Annotated in this window: 16 protein-coding genes; 8 read left to right on the top strand and 8 right to left on the bottom strand. The window is 61.8% G+C overall.

Going from position 1 to position 22,387, the window contains the following annotated elements; all coding sequences use genetic code 11:
- Positions 1-99 precede the first annotated feature (99 nt).
- Together ABIN76_RS12445 and ABIN76_RS12440 are read left to right on the top strand one after the other, a co-directional pair.
- A complete protein-coding gene (locus ABIN76_RS12445) occupies positions 100-3,144 on the top strand; it encodes a glycosyltransferase (RefSeq protein ID WP_346960003.1) in 3,045 nt (1,014 codons plus the stop codon).
- Between the two features lie 295 nt (positions 3,145-3,439).
- Positions 3,440-4,546, top strand: a complete 1,107-nt coding sequence (locus tag ABIN76_RS12440) for a glycosyltransferase family 61 protein (protein WP_346960002.1) — start codon at positions 3,440-3,442, stop codon at positions 4,544-4,546.
- A 659-nt stretch (positions 4,547-5,205) separates the two neighbouring features.
- Here the strand turns inward: ABIN76_RS12440 and kdsB are convergent.
- The gene (kdsB, locus tag ABIN76_RS12435) at positions 5,206-5,949 is read right to left on the bottom strand and encodes a 3-deoxy-manno-octulosonate cytidylyltransferase (protein ID WP_346960001.1); all 744 of its coding nucleotides are present in this window, start codon (positions 5,947-5,949) and stop codon (positions 5,206-5,208) included.
- Positions 5,950-6,009: 60 nt separating this feature from the next.
- On the opposite strand from kdsB, the gene kdsA reads away from it, so the two are divergent.
- The 3 genes from kdsA to ABIN76_RS12420 are packed head-to-tail and all read left to right on the top strand — an operon-like array spanning position 6,010 to position 8,349.
- On the top strand, positions 6,010-6,861 hold the full coding sequence (gene kdsA, locus ABIN76_RS12430) for a 3-deoxy-8-phosphooctulonate synthase (RefSeq protein WP_346960000.1): 852 nt from the start codon (positions 6,010-6,012) through the stop codon (positions 6,859-6,861).
- Positions 6,858-7,385: an HAD family hydrolase gene (locus ABIN76_RS12425; RefSeq protein ID WP_346959999.1), complete on the top strand. Its 528-nt coding sequence runs from the start codon at positions 6,858-6,860 to the stop codon at positions 7,383-7,385. Before kdsA ends, ABIN76_RS12425 begins: the two co-directional genes overlap by 4 nt.
- Positions 7,372-8,349, top strand: coding sequence for a KpsF/GutQ family sugar-phosphate isomerase (locus ABIN76_RS12420; RefSeq protein WP_346959998.1), 978 nt, complete (start codon positions 7,372-7,374; stop codon positions 8,347-8,349). The genes ABIN76_RS12425 and ABIN76_RS12420 overlap by 14 nt, the downstream gene beginning before the upstream one ends.
- A 33-nt stretch (positions 8,350-8,382) precedes the next feature.
- Here ABIN76_RS12420 and ABIN76_RS12415 read toward each other — a convergent pair whose 3' ends face one another.
- The 3 genes from ABIN76_RS12415 to ABIN76_RS12405 all read right to left on the bottom strand — a co-directional run bounded on the left by ABIN76_RS12415 (position 8,383) and on the right by ABIN76_RS12405 (position 13,375).
- Positions 8,383-9,723, bottom strand: coding sequence for a class I SAM-dependent methyltransferase (locus ABIN76_RS12415; RefSeq protein ID WP_346959997.1), 1,341 nt, complete (start codon positions 9,721-9,723; stop codon positions 8,383-8,385).
- 77 nt (positions 9,724-9,800) lie between these two features.
- The gene (locus tag ABIN76_RS12410) at positions 9,801-12,431 is read right to left on the bottom strand and encodes a rhamnan synthesis F family protein (protein WP_346959996.1); all 2,631 of its coding nucleotides are present in this window, start codon (positions 12,429-12,431) and stop codon (positions 9,801-9,803) included.
- Positions 12,428-13,375: a glycosyltransferase gene (locus tag ABIN76_RS12405; RefSeq protein WP_346959995.1), complete on the bottom strand. Its 948-nt coding sequence runs from the start codon at positions 13,373-13,375 to the stop codon at positions 12,428-12,430. Before ABIN76_RS12405 ends, ABIN76_RS12410 begins: the two co-directional genes overlap by 4 nt.
- Before the next feature lie 657 nt (positions 13,376-14,032).
- Here ABIN76_RS12405 and ABIN76_RS12400 point away from each other — a divergent pair.
- Positions 14,033-15,400, top strand: coding sequence for a UDP-glucose/GDP-mannose dehydrogenase family protein (locus ABIN76_RS12400; RefSeq protein ID WP_346959994.1), 1,368 nt, complete (start codon positions 14,033-14,035; stop codon positions 15,398-15,400).
- A gap of 104 nt (positions 15,401-15,504) precedes the next feature.
- Here the strand turns inward: ABIN76_RS12400 and ABIN76_RS12395 are convergent, their stop codons facing one another.
- Together ABIN76_RS12395 and ABIN76_RS12390 are read right to left on the bottom strand one after the other, a co-directional pair.
- Positions 15,505-16,365: a glycosyl hydrolase gene (locus ABIN76_RS12395; protein WP_346959993.1), complete on the bottom strand. Its 861-nt coding sequence runs from the start codon at positions 16,363-16,365 to the stop codon at positions 15,505-15,507.
- A 196-nt stretch (positions 16,366-16,561) separates the two neighbouring features.
- Positions 16,562-17,302 carry a glycosyl hydrolase gene (locus tag ABIN76_RS12390; RefSeq protein WP_346959992.1) on the bottom strand — a complete coding sequence of 247 codons (741 nt, stop codon included), beginning with the start codon at positions 17,300-17,302 and terminating at the stop codon, positions 16,562-16,564.
- 344 nt (positions 17,303-17,646) lie between these two features.
- Here ABIN76_RS12390 and ABIN76_RS12385 point away from each other — a divergent pair, with 344 nt between their 5' ends.
- A complete protein-coding gene (locus ABIN76_RS12385; RefSeq protein ID WP_346959991.1) occupies positions 17,647-18,741 on the top strand; it encodes an ATP-grasp fold amidoligase family protein in 1,095 nt (364 codons plus the stop codon).
- Positions 18,742-18,769: 28 nt separating this feature from the next.
- Here ABIN76_RS12385 and wecB read toward each other — a convergent pair whose 3' ends face one another.
- Positions 18,770-19,915 (bottom strand): non-hydrolyzing UDP-N-acetylglucosamine 2-epimerase, encoded by a 1,146-nt coding sequence (gene wecB / locus ABIN76_RS12380; protein ID WP_346959990.1) that lies wholly within the window; start codon positions 19,913-19,915, stop codon positions 18,770-18,772.
- 518 nt (positions 19,916-20,433) lie between these two features.
- Positions 20,434-21,321 (bottom strand): glucose-1-phosphate thymidylyltransferase RfbA, encoded by an 888-nt coding sequence (gene rfbA / locus ABIN76_RS12375; protein WP_346959989.1) that lies wholly within the window; start codon positions 21,319-21,321, stop codon positions 20,434-20,436.
- A gap of 67 nt (positions 21,322-21,388) precedes the next feature.
- On the opposite strand from rfbA, the gene rfbB reads away from it, so the two are divergent.
- Positions 21,389-22,387, top strand: a complete 999-nt coding sequence (gene rfbB, locus ABIN76_RS12370; RefSeq protein WP_346959988.1) for a dTDP-glucose 4,6-dehydratase — start codon at positions 21,389-21,391, stop codon at positions 22,385-22,387.

Raw genomic sequence — 22,387 nt, 5'->3', positions numbered from 1 at the left:
CAGATGAGAAGAAGCCTCCAGTGTCAGGCAACAGATAGTGGCCAGCGCCGGACAGCGGGCACCACGGCAATTTTGAATTATGAGAAGGAACGGCAATAGATGAGTGCCCTTAGCCCCACCCCCAAAGTTGGTCCGACCCGCAGTCAACGACTCCTTAATACCGAAATCTTTGACGCCCAGTACTACGCCGCTGAGTGTGGAAAAGACTTCGAGTCGAAGCAAACTGCTGCTCGTCATTTCGTTCAATACGGCATGAAGTATGGCCTGAGCTTCCATCCGCTGTTCGATATCGGTATGTTCCCGGCGCACGTGCGCGATCGTTACAAGGCCGGGGATGTTGAGTTCCTACTGGCCTACCTCAGGAGCCCTGCATCGCGGGAGCACCAATGGTCGTGGCTTTTTGACCCCTCGGGGCTCACGGAAGCAGACGCGGCCGGGTCCGTTTTGCTCTCACGCTACCGCCCCAACAAGGAACGCGTCCTGCCCGTTCCTGCGAAGCTGCCAGGTTCCGCACCCGCCTGGCCCGCAGTTCGCTCTCTCCTTGTGACCCACGCTCTGACGGCAAAATCCTACGAGCTGGGTAAGAAACCGCTACGCCTTTCGACGTGGTCGGAGCCTGAAGAGCAGCAGTGGCTTCAAGACCTTGCGGTGGTCCCCGAGGACCGGCGTCGGCGGGGCACTGTCATCAGCGTCGTAATGCCTGCCTGGAACCGGGAGTCGGCGATTAGAAGTGCCATCGAGTCTGTGCGCCAGCAGAGCCTGCAATCATGGGAACTGATCGTCGTTGACGACGGCAGCACAGACGGAACGCGGGACGTCGTGCGATCCTTCGCAAACATGGACAGCCGGATTCGCTTAGTCGAAGCAGACCACTTGGGCGTTTGTGCTGCCCGGAACCGGGGAATCGAGCATTGCCGGGGCGAGTTCGTTGCTTTCCTCGACTCCGATAACACGTGGCGGCCGGACTTTCTCCGCAACATGTATGCGGGGCTTATCGCAAGCGGGGCCAAAGCCGCATATTCCGCCGTTCGGATGCTGAACGGCCGTGATGAGTTCACCGGACAGCCTGTCTCGGCTAGCCAGCTCCTCGTTCGAAACTACATAGATCTCAATGTCCTCGTCGTGCAGACGTCACTAGTTCGAGAATTGGGCGGCTTCGATACTTCCTTGCGCCGTTGGGTCGACTACGACCTGGTACTTCGGCTCACCAAGACGGCCAGTATTGAGTACTTCCCGTTCATTGGTTGCGATTACGTGGACGATCACAACGAGGACAGGATCACGCGACGGGAATCGGCGAATTGGGAGTACGCAGTTCTCGGCAAGAACGTACAGGACCGGTTTGCTCCGGATGCCGTAGTCGAGCGTCCTCGGAAGCCTTCCCTTTCAGTGATCATGCGTGTCACGGACAAGATCGACCTGGCCATTCGAAATATCCGCTGGATTCAAGAAACCGTTGACGCCGGTTCGATGGAGCTTATCGTCCTAGACGAAGTGCCAGGCTTCCGGACATCCGTTCGCCTGAGGTCGGCTCTAACTGGGTTAGCCGATTTGAAGTACATCAAACTCCCGCGACGCTACACCGAAGCAATCGCCTACAATATCGCATCCGCTCACGCAGCCGGACCGAACCTGATGTTCATCAAGGAGAGCGTCGAAGTCCGGGCAGGCGCTATTGAGAGGCTTTTGCAGCGTCTGGACGAGGGAAATGTGGCTGCCATCCAACCGCTCGTTGCGGACCCTTCGGGAATCGTGGTCTCTGCCGGCGCGGTAGGACACCGGAACAGTGTGGCAATTCCCCTGTTCCGTGGCCTTAATGTTGCGGACGCCTGCCGCCATGACGGCAGGGCGCTGGACGAACTATCACCAGCAGTCTTCGCAGTTCGGACCAGATTGTTCGAGGAAATGGGACGCTTCAACCCTATTTTTGAGGGCGAAGCATCAGTTAGGGATTTCTTGAGGAGACTCAACGCAGCCCGAGTGGGCGAACTGGCCTGCGACTCTTCAGCGGTGGCAGTTGACCATTCAGCAGATGCTTTTGTGGAGCAGCCGGCCCTAGCCGCTACAGACGTGACCTGGCTGGGGGCGGCAAGCAAGCCTGCCAAGTCGATAAGGGAACACTACCGGGACATCGGCCTGGACATCCGCGCGTTCACTGCTCCGCGGAACCCGAAACTTCAGCCCGCGGAGCCGTTGGTGGTCAGGGCCCGTGCCGGGGATGATCAAGGACTAAGGCTCCGCTGGGCGATCAAAATCGGCGCCGACTTCAGTGCTGGCGGTGATCGTTGGGGTGACGTTCCGTACGCGGCTGATCTTGCAGAGGCACTTACTGCCCGCGGCCAGGAAGTTGTCGTCGACAGGGCCGGCGCTTTTGGGCGTCCCACGAATCACCTGGACGACGTCGTCCTCGTGATCCGCGGCCTGTACCCTTGCGATCCTCAGCCGGGGAAGACTAATGTCTTGTGGGCTATCAGCCGTCCCGACTTAATTACCCGCGAGGAACTCCTTGGGTTCGACGTTATTTTTGGTGCGTCGCGAGTCTGGTGCGAATACGTCCGCGCCGAGTGGGGTATCGATGCCCACTACCTGCCGCAAGCCACGAACCCGCGCCGTTTTCGTCCGTCAGGCGAGGTCCCCGGGAAACCTACCTACGACCTGACCTTCGTTGGAGGTCCGCGCAAACCAGTCGGACGCAAGATTGTCGCCGATTGCATCGAGCTTGGCCATAGTGTCAGTGTGTGGGGCCCCCGCTGGTCGCAGTTTATTCCGGCCGAAATGGTTGTAGCCGACTTCGTCAAGAACGATGACCTCTCCGAGGTGTACCGTTCTTCGGGGGTCGTTCTCAACGACCACTTCGAAGACATGGCACGTTGGGGATTTGCCAATAATCGCCTGTACGACGCAGTCGCTTCTGGTGCGCGAGTGGTCAGCGACTACGTCGATGGCATTGATGAAATCTTCATGGGTGCGGTCCGGACCTATACTTCCGCGGAGCAACTTGCACATATTCTAAACGATCCGAACGGTTTCCCCGATGACGCCGAGATGGCATCGATAAGCCGGATGGTGCGGGAGGAACACAATTTCGATAAGCGCGCCGCAACAGTACTTGAGGCGGTTCGAACTGATTGGGCCGCCCAATAAGCAACCGAAGCTGTCAATTGGTTGTCTGCGGAACCTCTGTATCCCTTTCCTGATGCGCGGGGCGTGACTCTGACAGAGCTGCAGCCACGCCTACCGAACGCGTGTCCAGGTTCGTGCGGCAAAGGATGCTCAGGTGACTACCGGGCTGCCCTTCGGAGGCCGCCGGGCCATGCCCCGATCTCCTCCCTTGCATGGCGGTGACCAAACGCTCTGCGGGCCGTGGATTCCGGGTCCGCTATGATCGTTGGGCTGCTGTTCGTAAGCAGCTCTGTTCAAAACAAAGGATCGATGTCGCATGGACCAGGTTGAGAAAATCGTGAGTACCGGCTGGAGGGACGGTTCATCGATTGCCTGCGTGTCGGGCATGCCCGTGGAAGACATGGGCGCCGGCAACTTCAGGCTGAAGCCAGGGAGATCTATCGACGACGAACGGCGATCCGCGGTTATTGGGCTTCAAAAGAGTCTTTCTGCGGTGACTCCTGCCGCAACAGCGTTCATGATCCACGACGGCCTTGTGCTGGGGAACGGCTTCGTTGTCTCGACTGCGGACGGTTTAGTCCGTGAGTCACGCTATCTTGTAAAAAATCTCGAACGGCGTGTTGAGCTGTCATTGCGTGATGAAACAGTAGTGTTAGATGATTCGATAGCTTGGATCATAGCGGGAAATGCATCTTCGAAGAGCAACTATTGGCATTGGTTTGCTCAAATCCTTCCGGCAATTTTACACAGCCGGGATCTCGGAAAGTCACTGGGGCGGACCAGGTTCGGCGTGATTACCGAGTCCCTCAAGGAGTGGCAGATAGAGAGTCTCCTGGTCCTAGGCATCAATCGCGATTCTATTGTTGAAATAAACCAGTTTCAGCATGCACGCGCGGCAACCCTGTTCTACAGCTCTTTCTTGTCAGGCGTCTCTGTATTTGCGGATAATATATACCGTCGGGAAATCAGACGAATATTCATAGACTGGGCCGGCCAAAATAATGCTGCGCCAGGAAAGATTGTCGTCTCCAGAAGAGACACGAACAAGCGACCTTTGATGAACGAAGATCTACTTCACGCGGAGCTGGCGTTGAGCGGTTTTAAGGTGATGACCGGAGGGAGCCTGACCCTGCGCGAACAGATTCAAGCTTTTCAGGGTGCATCCGTGGTTATCGCACCCCACGGCGCTGGTTCGACGAACGTCTTGTTCGGGCGTAAGGGTGCGCTCTACATCGAGCTCGGCCAGCTGAGCTACCCCAACGCTGGACCACTTTCCCTCTGCAAATCTTCGGAAATGCTCGCGTGGATCGACCTATTCGAAGACGACGGAAAAGGGCAGTCCACCGGTGGGTGGAAGGCCTCAATTGAGCTCGTTCGGGATACCGTAGCAATCGCCATGCACGACTTAGTCAGCGAGCTCTAACTGCGGCAAATGCAACTGATTTTGCCTATAGAGCAGGGCGGCTTCGTGGAGGGTGATTACCAGTTTCGGAGGAAACGCCTTCCTCTTACATGGCCACGCTGACACCGAATGCGACTGGTCCGTAGAGGCCTGAACGACGGCGCAAATGCTCCAGACGTGCGGCAGTATGTCAACTTCGCGAGCGTCGTTTTTGGAACGCCTGGGATACCACTAAAACCGGTCTCCGGCATTTGATGGAGGCAAAGTCGCCCGTGGCCTGTTGGGATGGGCCGGTGGACCTGCGCTGGTCGTAGTGAGGCTGTTACGGAGAAGTAGCGGTCTATGACCGTTGTTGCTCAGTAATTCCACGCACTGGTTCCGTGGTGGCCCCGCGCTCCAAAAGCCGGCTCCGGAACCAGCACGGCGGCTTCCCGACACCGCGATCGCGGCCGATCGTTTCCGCTTGATCTCGCTCAACGGGCAAGGTCGATCTTCTGCGGCATACTGTCCTTCTGACGGGACTCCGACTGTAGCGGCTCACACCCAGGGAGCTGAGGATGCTGGGTGGAGTTCAGTGGAGCCCAGCCCGACCCCGGCGGCGTTGACGATCGAGTCAGGTAGTTCCGTCACAACAGCTGATGGTATTTACAGCTTTGTTGTCGATTCGGTCCTTCGCTCGGTCACAACTGCGCACCTTCATGCTCGCTCACCCAAGCCCGGGCGCGCTCGTAGTCGTCAGGGGTGTTGATCTCGATGTTGCTGCTCACGGCGACGCGGGCGGCGATGACGAGACCATGTTCGAGCGCGCGGAGTTGCTCGAGGTTCTCTGCCCGTTCCAAGGGCGTTGGCGTCAGTGTCGGGAATTGGCGCAGCACGTCGCGACGGAAGGCGTACAGCCCGAGGTGTTGAAGATACGGGTGGTCGACTCCGCGCGGGTTGGCCGGGATAAGGGAGCGGGAGAAGTACAGAGCTCGGCCATGCGCGTCGGTGACAATTTTGACCGTATTGGGATCGTCGGCGAGCTCGGGCTGGAGCGGCATCGCCACCGTTGTCATGTCTGCCGTCTCACCCTCACGGAACGGGGCAAGCAACGCGCTGAGCGCGGCCTGGGACACGAACGGCTGGTCCCCCTGGACGTTCGCGACGACGTCGTACTCTCCCGGCATGAGGTCGGCGGCTGCGGCGACCCGCTCGCTCCCGTTGGCCAGCGACGGCGAAGTCATGACGGCCCTGCCGCCGAACCCCTGCACGGCATCGAAGATGCGTTCGTCGTCGGTCGCGACCACGACGTCGTCGAACTCGCCGCTGGCGATCGTTGCGTCCCATACCCTCTGAACTACGGTTCGACCGCCCAATTCGAGCAGGGGCTTGCCCTCAAGCCGGGTACTTAGGTATCGGGCGGGAATAACGGCGAGGGCTCGCATCGATGGACATCCTCAATAAACGGGAACGGGGAGACAGATTTAGTCTAGTAGGATCGGTGCATGTCGAAAACCGTGGCCGTCGGGCCGAAAATTGCCGTGTCCAATGACCGCCCCTGCGTGATCTTCGGTGGGATCAACGTCATCGAAGACCTCGATTCGACACTCCGAGCTGCGTCACGTTATGTCGAGGTGACCACCAAGCTCGATATGCCGCTGGTATTCAAGGCATCCTTCGACAAGGCGAACCGCTCCTCAGTCGATTCATACCGTGGCGTTGGGCTTGACGAGGGGCTAAAGATCTTCGCCGCCGTCAAGGCGGAGTTTGGCGTCCCGGTGATCACTGACGTCCACGAGCCCGCCCAGGCCGCTCCCGTAGCTGAGGTGGCGGATGTCCTGCAGCTGCCGGCGTTCCTCGCCCGCCAGACCGACCTCGTCGTGGCACTCGCGAAGACGGGTCGTCCCATCAACGTCAAAAAGCCGCAGTTCTTGAGCCCGAGCCAGATGGCCCACATCCAGCGCAAGTTGGCCGAGGCAGGCAACGAGCAGGTGATCTTGTGCGAGCGCGGCTCGCAGTTCGGCTACGACAACCTCGTGGTGGACATGCTGGGCTTCCGTGAGATGGTCGAGGCGTGCGGCGGTGCGCCCGCGATTTTCGACGTCACGCATAGCCTGCAGCGCCGCGAGGCCGGCGCCGCAGCCTCCGGCGGACGGCGGCGTCAAGCCCTCGAGCTCGCCCGCTCCGGCATGGCGCTCGGCCTCGCTGGGCTGTTCGTCGAGGCACACGCGGACCCGGACAACGCACGCTGCGACGGCCCGAGCGCGTTGCCGCTGAGCGCGCTCGAAGGGTTCCTCGGGCAGGTCAAGGCGATCGACGATCTCGTAAAGTCGTTCCCCGCGCTGGACATCGCGTGATCGAGTTCGTCCTTTTCGACGTCGACGGTGTACTCACCGACGGCACCATCTGGATGGACGGGTCCGGCGAGGCGGTCAAGGGCTTCCACGTGCAGGACGGGCTCGCCGTATCGCTCCTGCATGTACATGGGATCCGTTGCGGTGTGCTGTCAGGGAAGACGAGCGCGCCGCTCGACGCAAGGATCAAGCAGCTCGGCTTTGACGTCGCGGTGACCGGTACGCTGGGCAAGTCCGAGGCGCTCGCGGCCATCACGGAGGAGCAGGGGATCTCCAACGCAGAGGTTGCGTACGTCGGCGACGACGTCGTCGACCTGCCGCTTGCGGGTATCGTGGGTCGGTTCTACGCGCCCAGCGATGCCCACCCCGTAGTGCTTGCCGCCGCCGACGTCGTGCTCACCCGCCCAGGCGGGCGTGGCGTCGCTCGTGAAGCTGCAGAGCATGTACTCGCAGCACGCGGGCTGAGCCTTGAGGACATGTACCGACCCCTAGTGGAAACGATGACGAGCAGCCATGTCGTTCAGTGACGCCGCGTTCAGCCCAGCACGAAAGCACGCGGAAGCCGGCCGCAGGGTACTCGCCGCCGAGGCGCAGGGCGTCGCCGCCCTCATTGAGCGCGTGGGAGCTGATTTCGACGCAGCCGTCGAGGACATTCTCGTTTCCTCTGGCCGAGTGATCGTGTGCGGGATGGGCAAATCGGGTCTTATCGGCCGCAAGATCGCAGCGACGCTAGCGAGCACCGGCACGCCGAGTTTCTTTATGCACCCGGCAGAAGCCCTCCATGGCGACCTAGGTATGGCCACGGAAGCCGACTACTTCCTCGGGATCAGCAACTCCGGTGAGACGCAGGAGCTCGTCGCTCTGCTGCCTTTCCTGCTCGACAACGGCAACCGAATCCTCGCGATGACGGGGAACCCCGCCTCGACCCTCGCGAGTCACTCGACATTCCACCTGGATGTCTCGGTCGCCGAGGAAGCATGCTCACTCAACCTCGCGCCGACGTCTTCTACTACCGCAGCGCTCGCTATGGGCGATGCGCTCGCGGTGGCCTTGATGGAAGCGCGTGGCTTCGTGTCCGAGAACTTCGCCCGCCTGCACCCCGGTGGGTCGCTCGGGCGACGGCTGCTCGAGCGGGTAACCGATGTCATGATCACGACGGACCTCCCGTGGGTCTCGGCCACTGACGGAATCCTCGAGGTCATCCGACAGATCACGAAGAGCCAGCTTGGCATCGCACTCGTGGCCACGCCTAACGGCCCTGCGATCATAACGGACGGCGACATCCGTCGGGCCGTGCAGGCCCACGACGAAGCCCTCTTCTCCCTCTCAGCAGCAGACATCATGACAGCGACGCCCACGATGGTCGCCCCAACCACGCGGATGGACGACGCCATCGCGCTAATGGAAATTCGTCGGATCTCGTCTGTGCTCGTCGCCGACGGCGACGATGTGCTCGGCGTGGTGACCAGTCAGCCCTCCCCTCGAGGCTGAAGGGGCGCAGACCTTGGCCGCCACCCGGCGTGGTCAGTGCTTGAAGTACGCCCGCAGACCATCGTCGGTCACAGCGAGCTCGGAGTGGTAGCGAAAATCTTTCGCGTCACGCCCCTCGCCGTGGTTCATGGTGGGTTGGGACACGACGGTAGCGTGGTGGCGGTCGACGTGGAACGCAACGATTGATTCGAAGAACTGTACCGACCAAACCCGCAATTCTGCGTCGTGATCCTCGACGAAGGCGGAGAAGCGGTGGTTGATGCCGTGCACCAGGTTGACGGCCCAGCTCACGAAGGAGGTGTCACTCGGGCCTCCGAAATCCGTCATATACGAAGTGTGCGTGTCCTCGACAACCAACAGCCCGTCGTCCCGGATGTGGTCGAGCGCCGACGTCGCGGTCACGATCTGCTGGGGATACGTGTGTCCGCCGTCGTCGAGGAAGATATCGACGTCACCGACCTGGCGGAAGAAGTTCTCCCAGAACTGCGGGTCGGTCTGGTCACCGATATGGATCTCGAAGCCTTCTTCGCGCAGCCATACAGCCTCCGGGTTGAGGTCGACTCCGATGATTCGGGCATCTGGCCCAAAGAACTTACGCCACATGAACAGCGAGCCGCCGTTGAGGACCCCCACCTCGACGATCACCGGGGCCTTGCCGATGAAGCGAGAGAACAGTTGGTCGTAGACGGAGAAGTACGTGGTGTGCTTCAGACTCAAGAAGGGAGCCGCGTCGTAGCACGCCCGCGCCCGCGAATCATTGACAGTTCCGGTCCGGGCTGGGCTGGACTGAGACCGTGGGCTCAGCGCCTTTTCCGATGCATTAGGGGGACCAAGCGACGTCTCCAACGCCGCAACTGCTTGTAACGCATCACGATACGGGAGCCGTTGAATGACATCGTGATCAAGGTTCCACCACTCAGACGCGAGCAACCGGTGGCGAATGTCTTCGGTAAAACGAAACCCGATGTGCCGGGCAGGGACCCCGCCGACGATTTCGTAAGGTTCCACGTCTTTAGTGACCACGGCATTTGCTGCAACTACCGCGCCCGTGTGGATCGTTACGCCCGGCATGACCACTACTTGCGCTCCGATCCACACATCATGACCGATACGCGTCGCCAGTTTCTCAGGGATCCGTGGGGCGCTACCGGCTGCCAGGCCGTATCCCTCAATGCCGGGAAACCACGCATTGTTCACGGTGAATCCGTGCGTCGAAAGTCCAGTTAATGGATGGGGCGCAACACCGATCTCAGCCCCGCGTCCGCAGCTGAAGTAACGACCGATCTCAACGCCGCCGTAAACGACCGTCCCCACATTGAGGAACCCGAAGCGACCGAGCGACGAGCCCCCGTGTAGCTCGGCTCGTGCCTGCAAGCGAACAGGGTGTTCTACCGCACCAGAACATATGGCGCTGTGATCAATGTTTGTCGCTCCCTGTGCGTCCCCGTCAGTTACCACGCCAGGGCCTCACGTGAGCGCGTCTTAGTTGCCGCCCGCTTTGCCGCTAGGGCGGCTTCCATGTGCTCATGGATCGTGACCGCGAGGGGCTTGAGGTCCCCAACGAGGGGCTCGGTCGGGTCGACGGGTGCGCCGAGGATCGCTCCGCCGTCGGCCAGCGCAGCGTGGCCGAACAGCCGTTCCACAAGGTGGGCCAACGCGCCGTCGTTCGCACCGGTCTCCTCAGCGAAGCTCGTCAGGGTGAGTGCACCCGACTCGACGATCGGGCGCAAGACGTCCGGACGGACCCAGAACATCGTTCCAGCGAAGAACCCCTCCGCGGGGGACGTTCCAAGGAGCTCCTCGCCAAGTCCGCCACCGTCGTGGTAAGGATACCTATCGAGGGAAAGGTAGTGCGGCTGCGGTCCGACCTGGTGGACTGCAGGGTCCGTACGAATGGCACCGAGGATCGTCGCCACCCGCGCGGGGCTGCCGAGCAGCGAGTCCAACGCCTCGCCGCGCCACAGCGCACCGAGGTCGCGCCGTAGGCGGCCGGCATGGAAGTAGCCGGCCTTGGTCTGCAGGTGAAGAATCGCATCGTAATCGTGCTCGAGAACTGCTGGTAGCACGTCGAGGAACGGTCCGATGTCTCGGCCGCGGTTAGCCGTGGGGTAGAGCAGTGCATCGGGGTAAGCGGCGCGCACCAGCTCGGCGATCTGGCGGTTGCCCCAGTCGGGCATCGTCACCACGAGGTCGAAGCCTTCAGGAATGTTCGCGAGGTACTTGAGGACCTCCGGAACGAGATCGCGGTAGTACAAATGCGCGACGACGACGACCTTGTTGCCTCGTTTCTTGAGGCCGACCCGGATCGCGTCGAGGCTGGTCTGACGGCGGGCTTCGGCGTCATGGTCTAAAGGGAAGTCAGGGAATCCGCGGATACCGGAGACGCCGTCGAACAGCGGCTCCGCGGCGGCGACCAGCTCCTCGACCAGCCGCTCGACTGAGCCGACGTTTAGATCACGCCGAGGCATGCGTCCTTCGCGGAGACCGTAGCGCGCCCAGTGCCAGACAGGATCCTTCCCGGCTTTGGCGACGTCGCTGTGCGCGGTGAGATAGAACGTCTTGTCGACAATTCCCGCGGCGCGGACGTACTTCTCCGCGGTCTTGGGATCGGCAAACGCCGTCCGCAGCGCGTTGCCGAAGGTGTCGCTGTCAACTGCACCGATCAGAGCGGCTAGTCTGCGGGCCGGGCCGGTGAACTCGGTGCGGGAGACCTTGGACGCCGACACGACGGGGATGCCGAACTCGCTCGATCCGGGGACGGAGCTGCCCTTCACCATTCGTGCGCGGGTCTGGTGCTCCCGGGCCAAGCTGAACGCCTGGTACATGCGCTTCGCGATGGAGGCCGCATCGTCTTCGTGGCCACGGCGCGCCGCGTCGATGGTGACGGCGGCGCTCTGGAAAGCGTGGAAGTCGCCGCGAACCGCGTCTCTGGCCAGGTAGCCGCCGAGCATGAAACGGCGAAGCAGTCCGATCCCGTATCGGTAGGCTTGCAGGTCGAAGGCGCCGGAGATAGCCTCGTCGAGGCCGGGGAACAGGCCGGTCGGCTTGTAGCCAGCGTCGCCCAGCACCGAAACGACTTTGTCGAAGTACAGCGACTCGAACCCAACGGAGCTGTTGACGGTCACCACCAGATCGGCCAAGGCAACCAGCTGGGCATTGCTGTACTCCGCGCTGGTGGCATCCAGCCACACAACGTCGTCGGCCCACGGGCGTAACGCGGCCCGGGCAAGGGAGAAAGCGAGGTTGGACTGTTGCCTGATCTTGGCACCAGGATGTGTCTTGATGACCGTTAGGTAACCAGCGGCGGCAAGCTTGGGCACGACGTCGAGGACGACGTCTTCGACGTTTTCGTACTTGGAGAAGCGCAGGAGGTTGGCGTCGTCGTGGAGCTGAAGCGGGAGAAACGCGATTTTCCGGGTGGTGCCGAGGACCCGGGCGGACCAGTCTCCAGCGCGTAGGGGGAGGAACTGCTGTTCGTAGGGCAGGGCGTCGATGTTCGCCGAGTAGCCGTAGAGCGACTCGGCGGCTGTCATGGGGTTGTCTCCGACGATCCCGCGCAGGTCATCCACCGACAGTCGGGGGACGATCGCATTGCCGTTCGTGCCGAACGGGTCCATAACGACACTCTGAAGGAACGGGGCACGGGTGCAGCCGAGCTCCATCGCAATGCGCGTCACGGGCCGCTCCTCGACGAAGCGCGTCACGGCGCCATTCTCACCCCAGTGGACGATGATGTCGTAGGGGAAGACACTCCAAACGCGGCGAAGGATCCCGACGTATTCGTCGGCGACGTCGCCACCTGCCATGAGGCTTAACCACGCAGGGATGCCCTCGGTATCCCAGTCGCAGAGATGCCCGGCGAATACGTCCTCCTCAGCGGGGCTTGCCCGGATGAGGCGCTTCTCCACCCCCGCCAAAGCCTCGGCCCCGAGGGCGCCCACGAGGGCACGCGTCGCATACATGCGCACGTCGAATGCCGGCGTGGACCCCGCAAGTAGGGGAAGGAAGTCCCGAGCTATGTCCTTGAAGGTCGTCTGGCTGTCCCGGATCGGGTGCGGCTCGACGTAGATCAGGACCCTCATGCTTCACTCCAGAATGTCGTCAGACCGTCCACGTGGGAGGTGCTGCGCAAGAAATCAAAGTTCTCTGCTGCCTGTGAGTAGCCTCGCGGCTCCACAGGCGCGGACAAAGCTTCGTACCAATCGTCGAGCGACTCCATAAGCTCCAGGCCATCTGATTCGATGGCTCGCATGTCAGGGATCGGGCTGGCCAGCAGGCGGCAGCCCGACAGCGCTGCTTCGAGGAACTTCACCCGCGACTTGCACGCGTTGAAGTCACTGATCTCCAACGGTGCGATCACCGTGCTGCACTGCGTCATCAGCCCCGGCAACCGCAAGAAGTTCACGACGGGCGCAGTGCTGACGTTCGGCAGCGCCGCGAGCGCCGGCGGGACCGCGACGGGTCCGATGATCATCAGCGTGAAGTCGGGATTCTCCATGAGCACCCGGTGTAGCGCGTCGGCAACGACCGGGAAATCTCGATCGTGGCTCTTGGTCCCCGCGAAGTAGCCGACTGCCGTGTGCGGGCGCTTCGCGAGATACGTCTCCAACTCGCCGTGGACGGACAATATCGACGGCGGGATGATGTTCGGCACGACGCTGACGTCAGCGTCCGGGCTGGACTCCTTCACCCGCTGCGCGAGCGGCGTTGTCGATGCGGTCACCTTGTCGAATTCGCGCAGGCCCGAGAGGTTGCTTGCGAATGCGGCGATGGCCCTCTCGGGTGTCAACGTGCCGTTCTTTGCCGCCGAGGACTGCAGGGCTATCTCCTCGTCTCCGAAGATGAGGTCGTCATAGTCGGCGATGAGCGTCTTGCCGGCCCTCCGCAGATGATGGAGGACCGGCAGGAAATTCTTGCGGGCCGTGTTGGGCCGGTGGAAAACGTATACGTCGTAATCGAAGTTCGGGTCTTTGTAGAATTGCGCGGCCGAGTACACGGATGCGAAGTTGCCCTGGCCAGTCAGCACCTCTGCAGGGTGATAGCACCGATACCGTACCGATGGGTCGCTGATCGGCCTTTCACTCCGCCCAGTTTCGGAGACGAAACAGATCGACGTCATGCCGCGACACTCCGGCTGTCATCTTCGCGACCCGCGTCACAGGCAGCGGACTTACCCCCGGCCATGACGTGTTCGATGCACACGTTCCCATTAGCAATTAACACGCATTCCCCCTCAAGGTCGTCTTCAGCGCCCCGTTCACCTTAGCGCACGAATAGCCTTAGGTTTCTTTGATGGCCCATGCGACACTGATGCCGGCTACGGCCTGATTCTCGGCGTAGGCGACCGACTTCCCCCACCATCCGTGGCGAGCAATAGCGGACGATCAGGTGGATTTTGGGGCCATGACTTGAGCACCACCTCCAGTCATTGCGACATTGGTGGAGGCCTCTACTCACGAGGCGGTTCACCGAACCTTGAGCTTGAAAGGTGCTTGTACTGGGCCAATCTGCACCTGGACGACGGCTGGCTCGCTTTGGTGGCCGGCAGGAGAGTGGCAATCTTGAGCCAAGGTGGTAATCGGATGACCTTGAACACCCCTGCAGGGCCCAAATGGATGATTTTTCGCAACGGCTATATAGTGGACCCGTTTGGTTGCGCCATCCGCGCCCAGACAACTAACTTATGGCAGCTTCTGGGGGACTAGTGACACTTCGTCTAACCGTGATCGGTACTGGATACCTAGGGGCCACGCATGCGGCATGCATGGCGGAACTGGGCTTCGAAGTCCTGGGCGTCGACGTCGATAAGGAAAAGATCGACAGCCTCAGCAGGGGAGAGCTGCCCATTCACGAGCCGGGCCTGCCCGAGCTGTTGCGCAAGCACACCGAATCGGGCCGCCTGCGCTTCACCACTTCGTTCGAGGAGGCGGGCGCCTTCGGGGACGTCCACTTCATCGCCGTCGGCACACCGCAGCGCGCCGGTGAGCACGCAGCGGACATGACTTATGTGGACGCCTCTGTCGCAGCGATCGCCCGGGCAGCCACCAAAGACTCCCTCATCGTCGGGAAGTCCACGGTTCCGGTGGGCTCCGCCCGCCGCCTGAAGGGCCTCGTGGCCGACGAAGCACGCGAGGGCGTGACGGTCAACTTCGCTTGGAACCCAGAGTTCCTTCGCGAGGGTTTCGCCGTGGAGGACACCCTGCGTCCCGACCGTTTGGTGATCGGCGTGGATTCCGCGGCTGCGGAGGCCACCCTGCGTGAGGTATACGCGGACGCCATCAGCCGCGACACCCCGTTCATCACCACCGACTTTGAAACGGCTGAACTGGTCAAGGTGGCGGCCAACGCCTTCCTCGCGACCAAGATCTCCTTCATCAACGCTTTCTCCGAAGTTACTGAGACCGTCGGCGGTAACATCCGGACGCTGGCCGACGCAATCGGCCTCGACGCCCGGATCGGCCGCCGCTTCCTCAACGCTGGCATCGGCTTTGGCGGCGGCTGCCTTCCCAAGGACATCCGGGCGCTTCAGGCGCGGGTCTCCGAACTGGGCCTGGACAGCACCATGCGCTTCCTCAACGAGGTGGATGAAGTGAACCTCCGCCGCCGCGACCGTGCGGTCCACGTTGCCGAAACGCTGCTCGGCGAGGTGGAGGGCAAGCGCGTGGCCGTCCTCGGCGTCGCCTTCAAGCCCAATAGCGACGATGTCCGTGATTCGCCGGCGCTGGACGTGGCTGCGAGGTTGTATAACAGTGGTGCTGACGTCAGCGTCTACGATCCCGCCGCCAACGCTAACGCCGCCAAGCGATACCCGCGGCTGAACTATGTTGACTCACTGGACACGGCCGTGGCCGATGCCGACCTGGTCATGCTGCTGACGGAATGGTCTGAATTCGTCATTACGGATCCAACCGAGTTGGGGGCAGCTGTCGCGCATAAGCGAATGTTTGACGGGCGCAACGTTCTGGATCACGAGAAATGGAATGCGGCTGGCTGGGACATCGTCTCCTTGGGCCACAAGAGCGTACTGTTGGAGCTCGCTGCCGCCAGATAAGCCCGGCCGCTGATGCAGCGGACCCAAGAGAAAGGATCCCACCAGGTTTAGAGCTCTGGTGGGATCCTTTCTGTGTTGGGGGTCGTTTGTCGACAGCGCGGGCCCTACAGCGAAGCGTAGAGCCTGCCCGTGCTGGTGAGGCTGCCGTTCGTATGGAACAGGGCCGAGCATCCCATCTTAATGTCTTTTGCTGAGCGCGTCTTCCACGCAAAGCGCTCCACGAACGGCATCGCGCGCAGTCCCGCTACCGTGGCGCGCATGAAGTCCTCGGTCTGGGCGCGGCTGTACCGGCAGGGGTTGGAGGAGGTGGCGTTCCAATCGGCCACTGCGTACTCCGTCACCCAGATCGGCTTGCCGTATTTTTCGTGGAGCATGGTGATCTTGTTCAGGAAGTCGTCAGCGTTCGGCCACGCGTAGACGTGCGTCGTGACAAAATCGACGCGAAGGCCTTTCTGCTTGGCCTTAGCCATGAAGTCGGCCAGCCAGGGACTGGCAGGATTCTTGCATGCGGGAGAACCCAGGCGCAGGCCCGTCGCCTGGAGCTTGGGCCAAAGGCTGATGGCCTGATCCACCGTCATGTTGGCCTGAGCCGTCACATCGGGTTCGTTGAACCCCAGAAGGTGCTTCGTTTTAGTCTGGGATAGCTGGCGCATCACGTATCCCAAGGCGTCCTGCTCCAGCATCGTCCTGGCGCTCTTAACCATAGGGATGAACGGCGGGGTGGTTGTGACGTTGGGGTGCGAACCCCAGGTGTAATGCCAGTCCAGTTTGAGGCTCTTGATCTGTTGGAGCGCCAGTGCGTCTTTACCCCCGTGTCCGAATCCCTTGAGGGTATTCGCCGGGGTTGTGATCGCAGGGACCGACATGGTGCCAGCGGCTTGGGCCGGGACTGCGTTGGCTGCCAGTAGGGCGCCCGGGGCGGCCATTGCCGCCAATGGCATGGTCAAGAACGTACGGCGTTCCACGGTTACCTTTCGGTCGGATCCAGGCTGCCCGTAGATCAGGCGGCGACGGAGTTCAGTCGGCCGCACGGCAGTGAGGCACGAGCAAATTTAGCACGCAAGAACTCAGGAGATCTCCAGCAAAAGCGCAGGAATTGCCAAGGGTTGTCCTTCCGCACCAAATGCCTCTGGGACAGTCGTCGCTTCCCCTTGACGTCGTTTAGAGTGACCGGTAAAGCTGGCCGGTGCGCGTCAGGGAACCGTCCTTACGGAACAGGGCCGAGGCACCCATGACCGGGTCCCCTTCTTCCCTCGTCTTCCAAGCGAAACGCTCCACGAACGGCATCCGGCGCAGTCCGGCGGCCGTCTCGCGCATGAACGCCATGATCTGCTTTTCCGAGTAGCGGCTGGGGGACCCCGGCCTCGCCTTCCAGTCCGCGACGGCGTATTCCGTAATCCAGATGGGTTTACGGTAGCGGTCGTGGAGTCTCTGGACATTGTTCAGGAAGGCCCGGGAGTTCGGGGACGAGTAGGAGTGCATGGTGATGAAGTCCACCCGCAGCTTCTTCGAGGCCGCTTGGTCCATGAACTGCTTGAGCCAGACACCCTGAGGGTGAACTGATGCCGGCGAGCCCAGCCGCATCCCGGAGGCCTGCAATTCGGGCCAGTAGCTGATGGCCTCGGCCACGCTCATGGCCGCCTGCTCGGGATGATCGGGCTCGTTGAAACCGAGCAGTTCCCTTGCCCGGGTGGTGCCGCGTTCTGAGACGACTTCGTCGACGTCGCCACGCTCGATGCCTCCGCGCCCCCAGATCATCGGGACGAATCCCGGGGTCATTCGGACGTCGGGATAGGTGGCGCCCCACGTGTAAAACCAGTTCACGTTTAAAGCGTCCAGTTGGTTGATGCTGTACTTGTCGCCGACGCCGAGGCCGATGCCTTTGCGTGCTCCGCGCGGCATGGCCTGGACACTTTCACGGACGGGGCCATACAGGCCGGCGGCGACCCTCCGCTGATCGATAGGGCCCGGATTGGCTGCGGCAGCTTCAGCCGATGAGGCTGCCACGGCAGCGCCGGCAGACGCCGCCAAGGACAGGCGGAGGAAATCCCTGCGGTCCATGCTCACTTCAACTCACTTCGCTCGGCTGCGGCCAAGTTAAGCGCTCTCACCCCCGGCTAACACTTCATGTTCCCACGATTTGGCGCGCTTGGCAGCTTTCTCTAGACTGTTGATTTATTGGCGGGATCTGAGAGTCAACTGTCTCATATCCGCGTCATCAAGCACTAATTGGGGGTAGGGCTTAAATGGATCCGTCTGGATTTGATCGCGCCAATTCGGAGTCGCCTTTTCTGGCGTTTGTAGCCGCTGAATTCGAGCGACGCGGGACCAGTCGCCGTAAGGAACTGGCTCAGAAAATCATTTCACATCCCTTCGTGGAGGACCTGGGGATGAGGGTCCCCAAGAGGATCGCCATCCTGGACAGCTTGGACCGCCTGCATGGAGAGAGCCTGCCCGACATGTTTGTCTTGAAGCTAGCCAACGGGTGGTCCTCTCGCGGGGTCATGATCCTGGAGCGTACCGGTCCGGACGAGTACTTCGACCATATGAATCTCCAGACCTTGGACGTCGCATCCATAGTGCGGATTCAGTTGGAGAAAGCCGCCTCCTTCTCACAGAAGGAGGCACGCTGGATTGTCGAGGAGCTCGTGGTCCACACACTGGGTGTTGGGGCTATTCCTTTCGATTACAAGTTTTACTGCTTCCAGGGTGAAGTCGGGCTGGTGGTCCAGATTGACCGAAACTCCGGTCCCGTTCGAATCGTCCTATTCGATGGGGACTTCCGTCCACTTAAGCTTGGTACCGACTACTTGCTGAGCGATTCCGCGAAACCTGGGGTGCCTGTGGTTCCGCTCAACGCCCCGGAAATGCTCTGGTGGGCGCAACGGCTTTCCCTCGAGGCAGATTCACCGTTCGTGAGTATCGACATGTTTGACAGCCCCACAGGGCCGGTATTTGGCGAATTCACCTATTCGCCAGGGGGCACGCATCGGAGAATGTTTGTGTTCTCACACGGGCTTTTGGACCGGCTCGACGAACTCATCACCCAACCTGGACGGTCCGTGGATTCGCTGGCCGGAACATCATTGGAGCTGAGGAAGTCCCTCGCTCATCCCGGTGCACTCGCTTATCGAGCTTGGGCGGGCTACGCCTACGGGGGCGGACCCAGAGGCGCGGAGCGGCTGCACGTGCACTACAGGCAACTCGCTGCCAATTATGGGCCCGGTGATCCTCTTCACGACTGGTATCGGCGCTTAAGCGCAGTATGGGCCGCCATTAGGGACCGACTGCGGGTGGCCAACCGGAAAAGGCTGCTGCCGGCTTCACGGACCGTGGCGTAGTCGCGGCATTCTTGCCCAGCGGGTCCTGTTAGGCCCCGTCGAAGTCCGCGATCCGGTAACCGACGCCGAGCAGTTCCTGTAGGGCGGCGACGGTGCGCGCGGCGGCTTGGCCATCGCCGTACGGGTTTACCGCGTTGGCCATCGCCTCGAAGTGCGCCGGGTCGTGCAGGAGCCGCGTCACCTCGGCGACGATCTTTTCCTCGTCCGTGCCGATCAGCTTCACGGTGCCGGCCTCGAGAGCCTCGGGCCGCTCGGTGTTGTCCCGCATGACCAGGACGGGTTTGCCCAGGCTGGGCGCTTCTTCTTGCACCCCGCCCGAGTCGGTCAGGACAACGTGGGCCAGGGAGAGCATTCGGGTGAACTCGCCATAGGGGAGCGGCTCTGTCACCACGACGTTGGACTTGCCCTCCAGCGCTGGTAGGACGGCCTCCCTGACGGCAGGGTTCTTGTGCACCGGCAGGACGATTGCCATATCAGGTTCGGAATCTGCGAGCCGGGCGAGGGCCCGGCCGACCCCGCGCATGGCGTCGCCCTGGTTCTCCCGCCGGTGGGTGGTCACCAGCAGGATCCGCCGTCCGGAGGCTGCGAGTTCTTCGAGCTGCGGGTCGGTGAAGGGGATTTCTTTGCCGACAGTTGTTAATAAGGCATCGATGACGGAATTCCCGGTGACCACCACGTCGTCGGCGCTGATACCCTCGGCCAGCAGGTTTGCCTTACTGACCGGCGTGGGTGCGAGGTGCAGGCTGGCGATCTGGCTGGTGATCTTCCGGTTGGCCTCCTCCGGGAACGGGGAGAAGAGATCGCCGCTGCGAAGCCCGGCCTCGACATGGACCACCGGGATGCCGTGGTAGAAAGCGGCGATCGCGCCCGCCGTCGACGTCGTGGTGTCGCCCTGAACGATCACGGCGTCCGGTTTGTCAGCCGTGAAGAGCCTGTCCAGGCCGTCGATGGTGCGCGTCATGATGGCGGAGAGGGACTGGCGCTGCTGCAGGATGTCGAGGTCATGGTCCGGCACAATGCCGAAAAGCTCGTTGACCTGGTCCAGCATTTCGCGGTGCTGGCCGGTGACGGTGACAACGCAGTCAAAAAGCGGGGATTCCTGCAGCTCGGCGACGATGGGGGCCATCTTGATGGCTTCAGGCCGGGTTCCGAAGATCGGCATGATCTTGAGCATGGAAAATTCCCCCAAAGTTATGTGTTGACGTCGGCAACGATGCTACGGGAATGCGCGCAATTCGCGGAATCGGCGGCGCACATCGCCGCGCTGGTTCGCCGCGCCACGGGCAGTTCGGGCTAGCCCGCAAGCAGTAGTGTTGCAACCAGGGCCGGCACAGCCAGGCACACAAGAATCACCGCCACGAGGGCGACAAGCCGCTTGCGCTGGTAGGCGGTCCTGCGTGCGGCCGTGGGCTGCCGCTGTGGCTTGGGGCGTGGAGCTGATTCGGGCGCCGCTGGGAAAGGAGCGGCACCGGTGACCAACAGCTCATCAGGGATGTCGGCACGAAATCGTTTCCGGCGGAGGTGCCTGGGCGCGGCAACCAGCGGCGGAGTTTGTGCGGCGTCATGCTCCAACGTCGGTCCTCCTCGCATGCTCGGTCGTCGCCCTGGTCGACGACGTCTACCGGGCCATCCTCAATTCTTACATCACCACGCGTTGGATCTGCATTCGAACCGAATCCCGGATTCTGCGGTCTACCGCGCCGCTGCCACGCCAGCGGGCTCTTCGAGCAGGCCCATGAGGTAGGAGCCGTAGCCGCTCTTGACCAGCGGCGCAGCGCGCTCGTAGAGTTCGCCGTCGCTGAGGAATCCCAAGCGCCACGCGATTTCTTCCGGAGCGCCGATCTTGAGGCCCTGGCGGTGCTCCACCGTGCGGATGAAGTTCGAAGCGTCGTTCAGCGAATCGAACGTGCCGGTATCAAGCCAGGCAGTGCCGCGGGGCAGGATCTCCACGTGGAGTTCGCCGCGGTCCAGATAGACGCGGTTAACGTCCGTGATTTCGAGCTCACCGCGGGGAGACGGCTTGAGGTTCTTGGCGATCTCTATGACGTTGTTGTCGTAAAAGTACAGGCCGGGAACTGCGTAGTTGCTGCGGGGTTGGAGTGGCTTTTCCTCCAGCGAGATGGCCTTGCCGTTCTCATCGAATTCAACGACGCCGTATGCCCCCGGGTCTGAGACCCAGTAGCCGAACACCGCGCCGCCTTTGATGTTCTCGAAGCGACGGAGCTGGGTGCCCATGCCCTGGCCGTAGAAAATGTTGTCCCCGAGGACCAGTGCCACCGGCTCGTTGCCGATATGCTCCTCGCCCAGGATGAAGGCCTGGGCCAGCCCGTCGGGACTGGGCTGTTGCTTGTAGGTGATGTTCACCCCGAACTTGCTGCCGTCGCCAAGCAGCCGCTGGAACTGGTCGGCGTCGTGCGGGGTGGTAATGATGAGGATGTCGCGGATGCCGGCCAGGATCAGCGTGGAGAGCGGGTAATAAATCATCGGCTTGTCATAGACCGGCACCAGCTGCTTGCTTGAGCCAAGAGTGATTGGGTGCAGTCGGGAGCCGGTACCGCCGGCCAGGATTATTCCACGCATGGGCTTTATCATTGCCTGCAATTTGTCCGCCAGCAAACCGGCTCTTCCCGCGCGTTAGGCTGTACGGATGCAGAAACTCCTTGTCACCGGCGGCGCCGGCTTCATTGGCTCGAACTTTGTCCATTACGTCATGGAAAACTCCGACGACCATGTCACGGTCCTGGACAAGCTCAGCTACGCCGGCAACCTGGAATCCCTCAAAGGCCTGCCGGAGGAGCGGTTCCGGTTCGTGCAGGGCGACATTTGCGACGCCGCCGTGGTGGACGCCCTGGTCGCGGACGCCGACGTCGTGGTTCATTACGCCGCCGAATCGCACAATGACAACTCGCTGCATGACCCGCGCCCGTTCCTGGACACGAACATCATCGGCACGTACACCCTGATCGAAGCCGCGCGTAAGCACAACAAGCGCTTCCACCACATCTCCACCGACGAGGTCTACGGCGACCTGGAACTCGACGACCCCGAGCGGTTTACCGAAGACACCCCGTACAACCCCTCCAGCCCGTATTCCTCCACCAAGGCCGGCTCGGATCTGCTGGTCCGGGCCTGGGTGCGGTCCTTCGGCCTGCAGGCGACCATCAGCAACTGCTCCAACAACTACGGCCCGTACCAGCACGTGGAGAAGTTCATCCCGCGCCAGATCACCAACGTGATCGACGGCATCCGCCCCAAGCTGTACGGCAAGGGTGAGAACGTCCGCGACTGGATCCACGCCAATGACCACTCGTCCGCCGTCCTGGCGATCATTGCCAAGGGCCGGATCGGCGAGACCTACCTGATCGGCGCCGACGGCGAGAAGAACAACAAGGACGTCGTCGAGCTGATCCTCAAGCACATGGGGGAGACGCCCGACGCCTACGACCACGTGGTGGACCGGCCTGGCCACGACCTGCGGTACGCGATCGACTCCGCCAAGCTGCGCGACGAACTTGGCTGGGAGCCGCAGTTCTCCAACTTCGAGGCGGGCATCGAGGACACCATCGCCTGGTACCGGAACAACGAGGACTGGTGGCGTCCGCAGAAGGCCGCCACCGAAGCCAAATACAAGGAACAGGGCCAGTAG

Source organism: uncultured Arthrobacter sp., assembly GCF_964021775.1.
Classification (GTDB): domain Bacteria; phylum Actinomycetota; class Actinomycetes; order Actinomycetales; family Micrococcaceae; genus Arthrobacter.
The sequence above is the reverse complement of the archived record's forward strand: the minus strand, read 5'-3'. Positions and strand labels throughout refer to the sequence as shown.

What these genes read in the sequence shown, in the direction of transcription:
- ABIN76_RS12445 (WP_346960003.1), top strand. Translation starts at nt 100, where the DNA reads ATGAGTGCCCTTAGCCCCACCCCCAAAGTTGGTCCGACCCGCAGTCAA.
- ABIN76_RS12440 (WP_346960002.1), top strand. Translation starts at nt 3,440, where the DNA reads ATGGACCAGGTTGAGAAAATCGTGAGTACCGGCTGGAGGGACGGTTCA.
- kdsB (WP_346960001.1), bottom strand. Translation starts at nt 5,949, where the DNA reads ATGCGAGCCCTCGCCGTTATTCCCGCCCGATACCTAAGTACCCGGCTT.
- kdsA (WP_346960000.1), top strand. Translation starts at nt 6,010, where the DNA reads ATGTCGAAAACCGTGGCCGTCGGGCCGAAAATTGCCGTGTCCAATGAC.
- ABIN76_RS12420 (WP_346959998.1), top strand. Translation starts at nt 7,372, where the DNA reads ATGTCGTTCAGTGACGCCGCGTTCAGCCCAGCACGAAAGCACGCGGAA.
- ABIN76_RS12410 (WP_346959996.1), bottom strand. Translation starts at nt 12,431, where the DNA reads ATGAGGGTCCTGATCTACGTCGAGCCGCACCCGATCCGGGACAGCCAG.
- ABIN76_RS12400 (WP_346959994.1), top strand. Translation starts at nt 14,033, where the DNA reads ATGGCAGCTTCTGGGGGACTAGTGACACTTCGTCTAACCGTGATCGGT.
- ABIN76_RS12390 (WP_346959992.1), bottom strand. Translation starts at nt 17,302, where the DNA reads ATGCCGCGCGGAGCACGCAAAGGCATCGGCCTCGGCGTCGGCGACAAG.
- ABIN76_RS12385 (WP_346959991.1), top strand. Translation starts at nt 17,647, where the DNA reads ATGGATCCGTCTGGATTTGATCGCGCCAATTCGGAGTCGCCTTTTCTG.
- wecB (WP_346959990.1), bottom strand. Translation starts at nt 19,915, where the DNA reads ATGCTCAAGATCATGCCGATCTTCGGAACCCGGCCTGAAGCCATCAAG.
- rfbA (WP_346959989.1), bottom strand. Translation starts at nt 21,321, where the DNA reads ATGCGTGGAATAATCCTGGCCGGCGGTACCGGCTCCCGACTGCACCCA.
- rfbB (WP_346959988.1), top strand. Translation starts at nt 21,389, where the DNA reads ATGCAGAAACTCCTTGTCACCGGCGGCGCCGGCTTCATTGGCTCGAAC.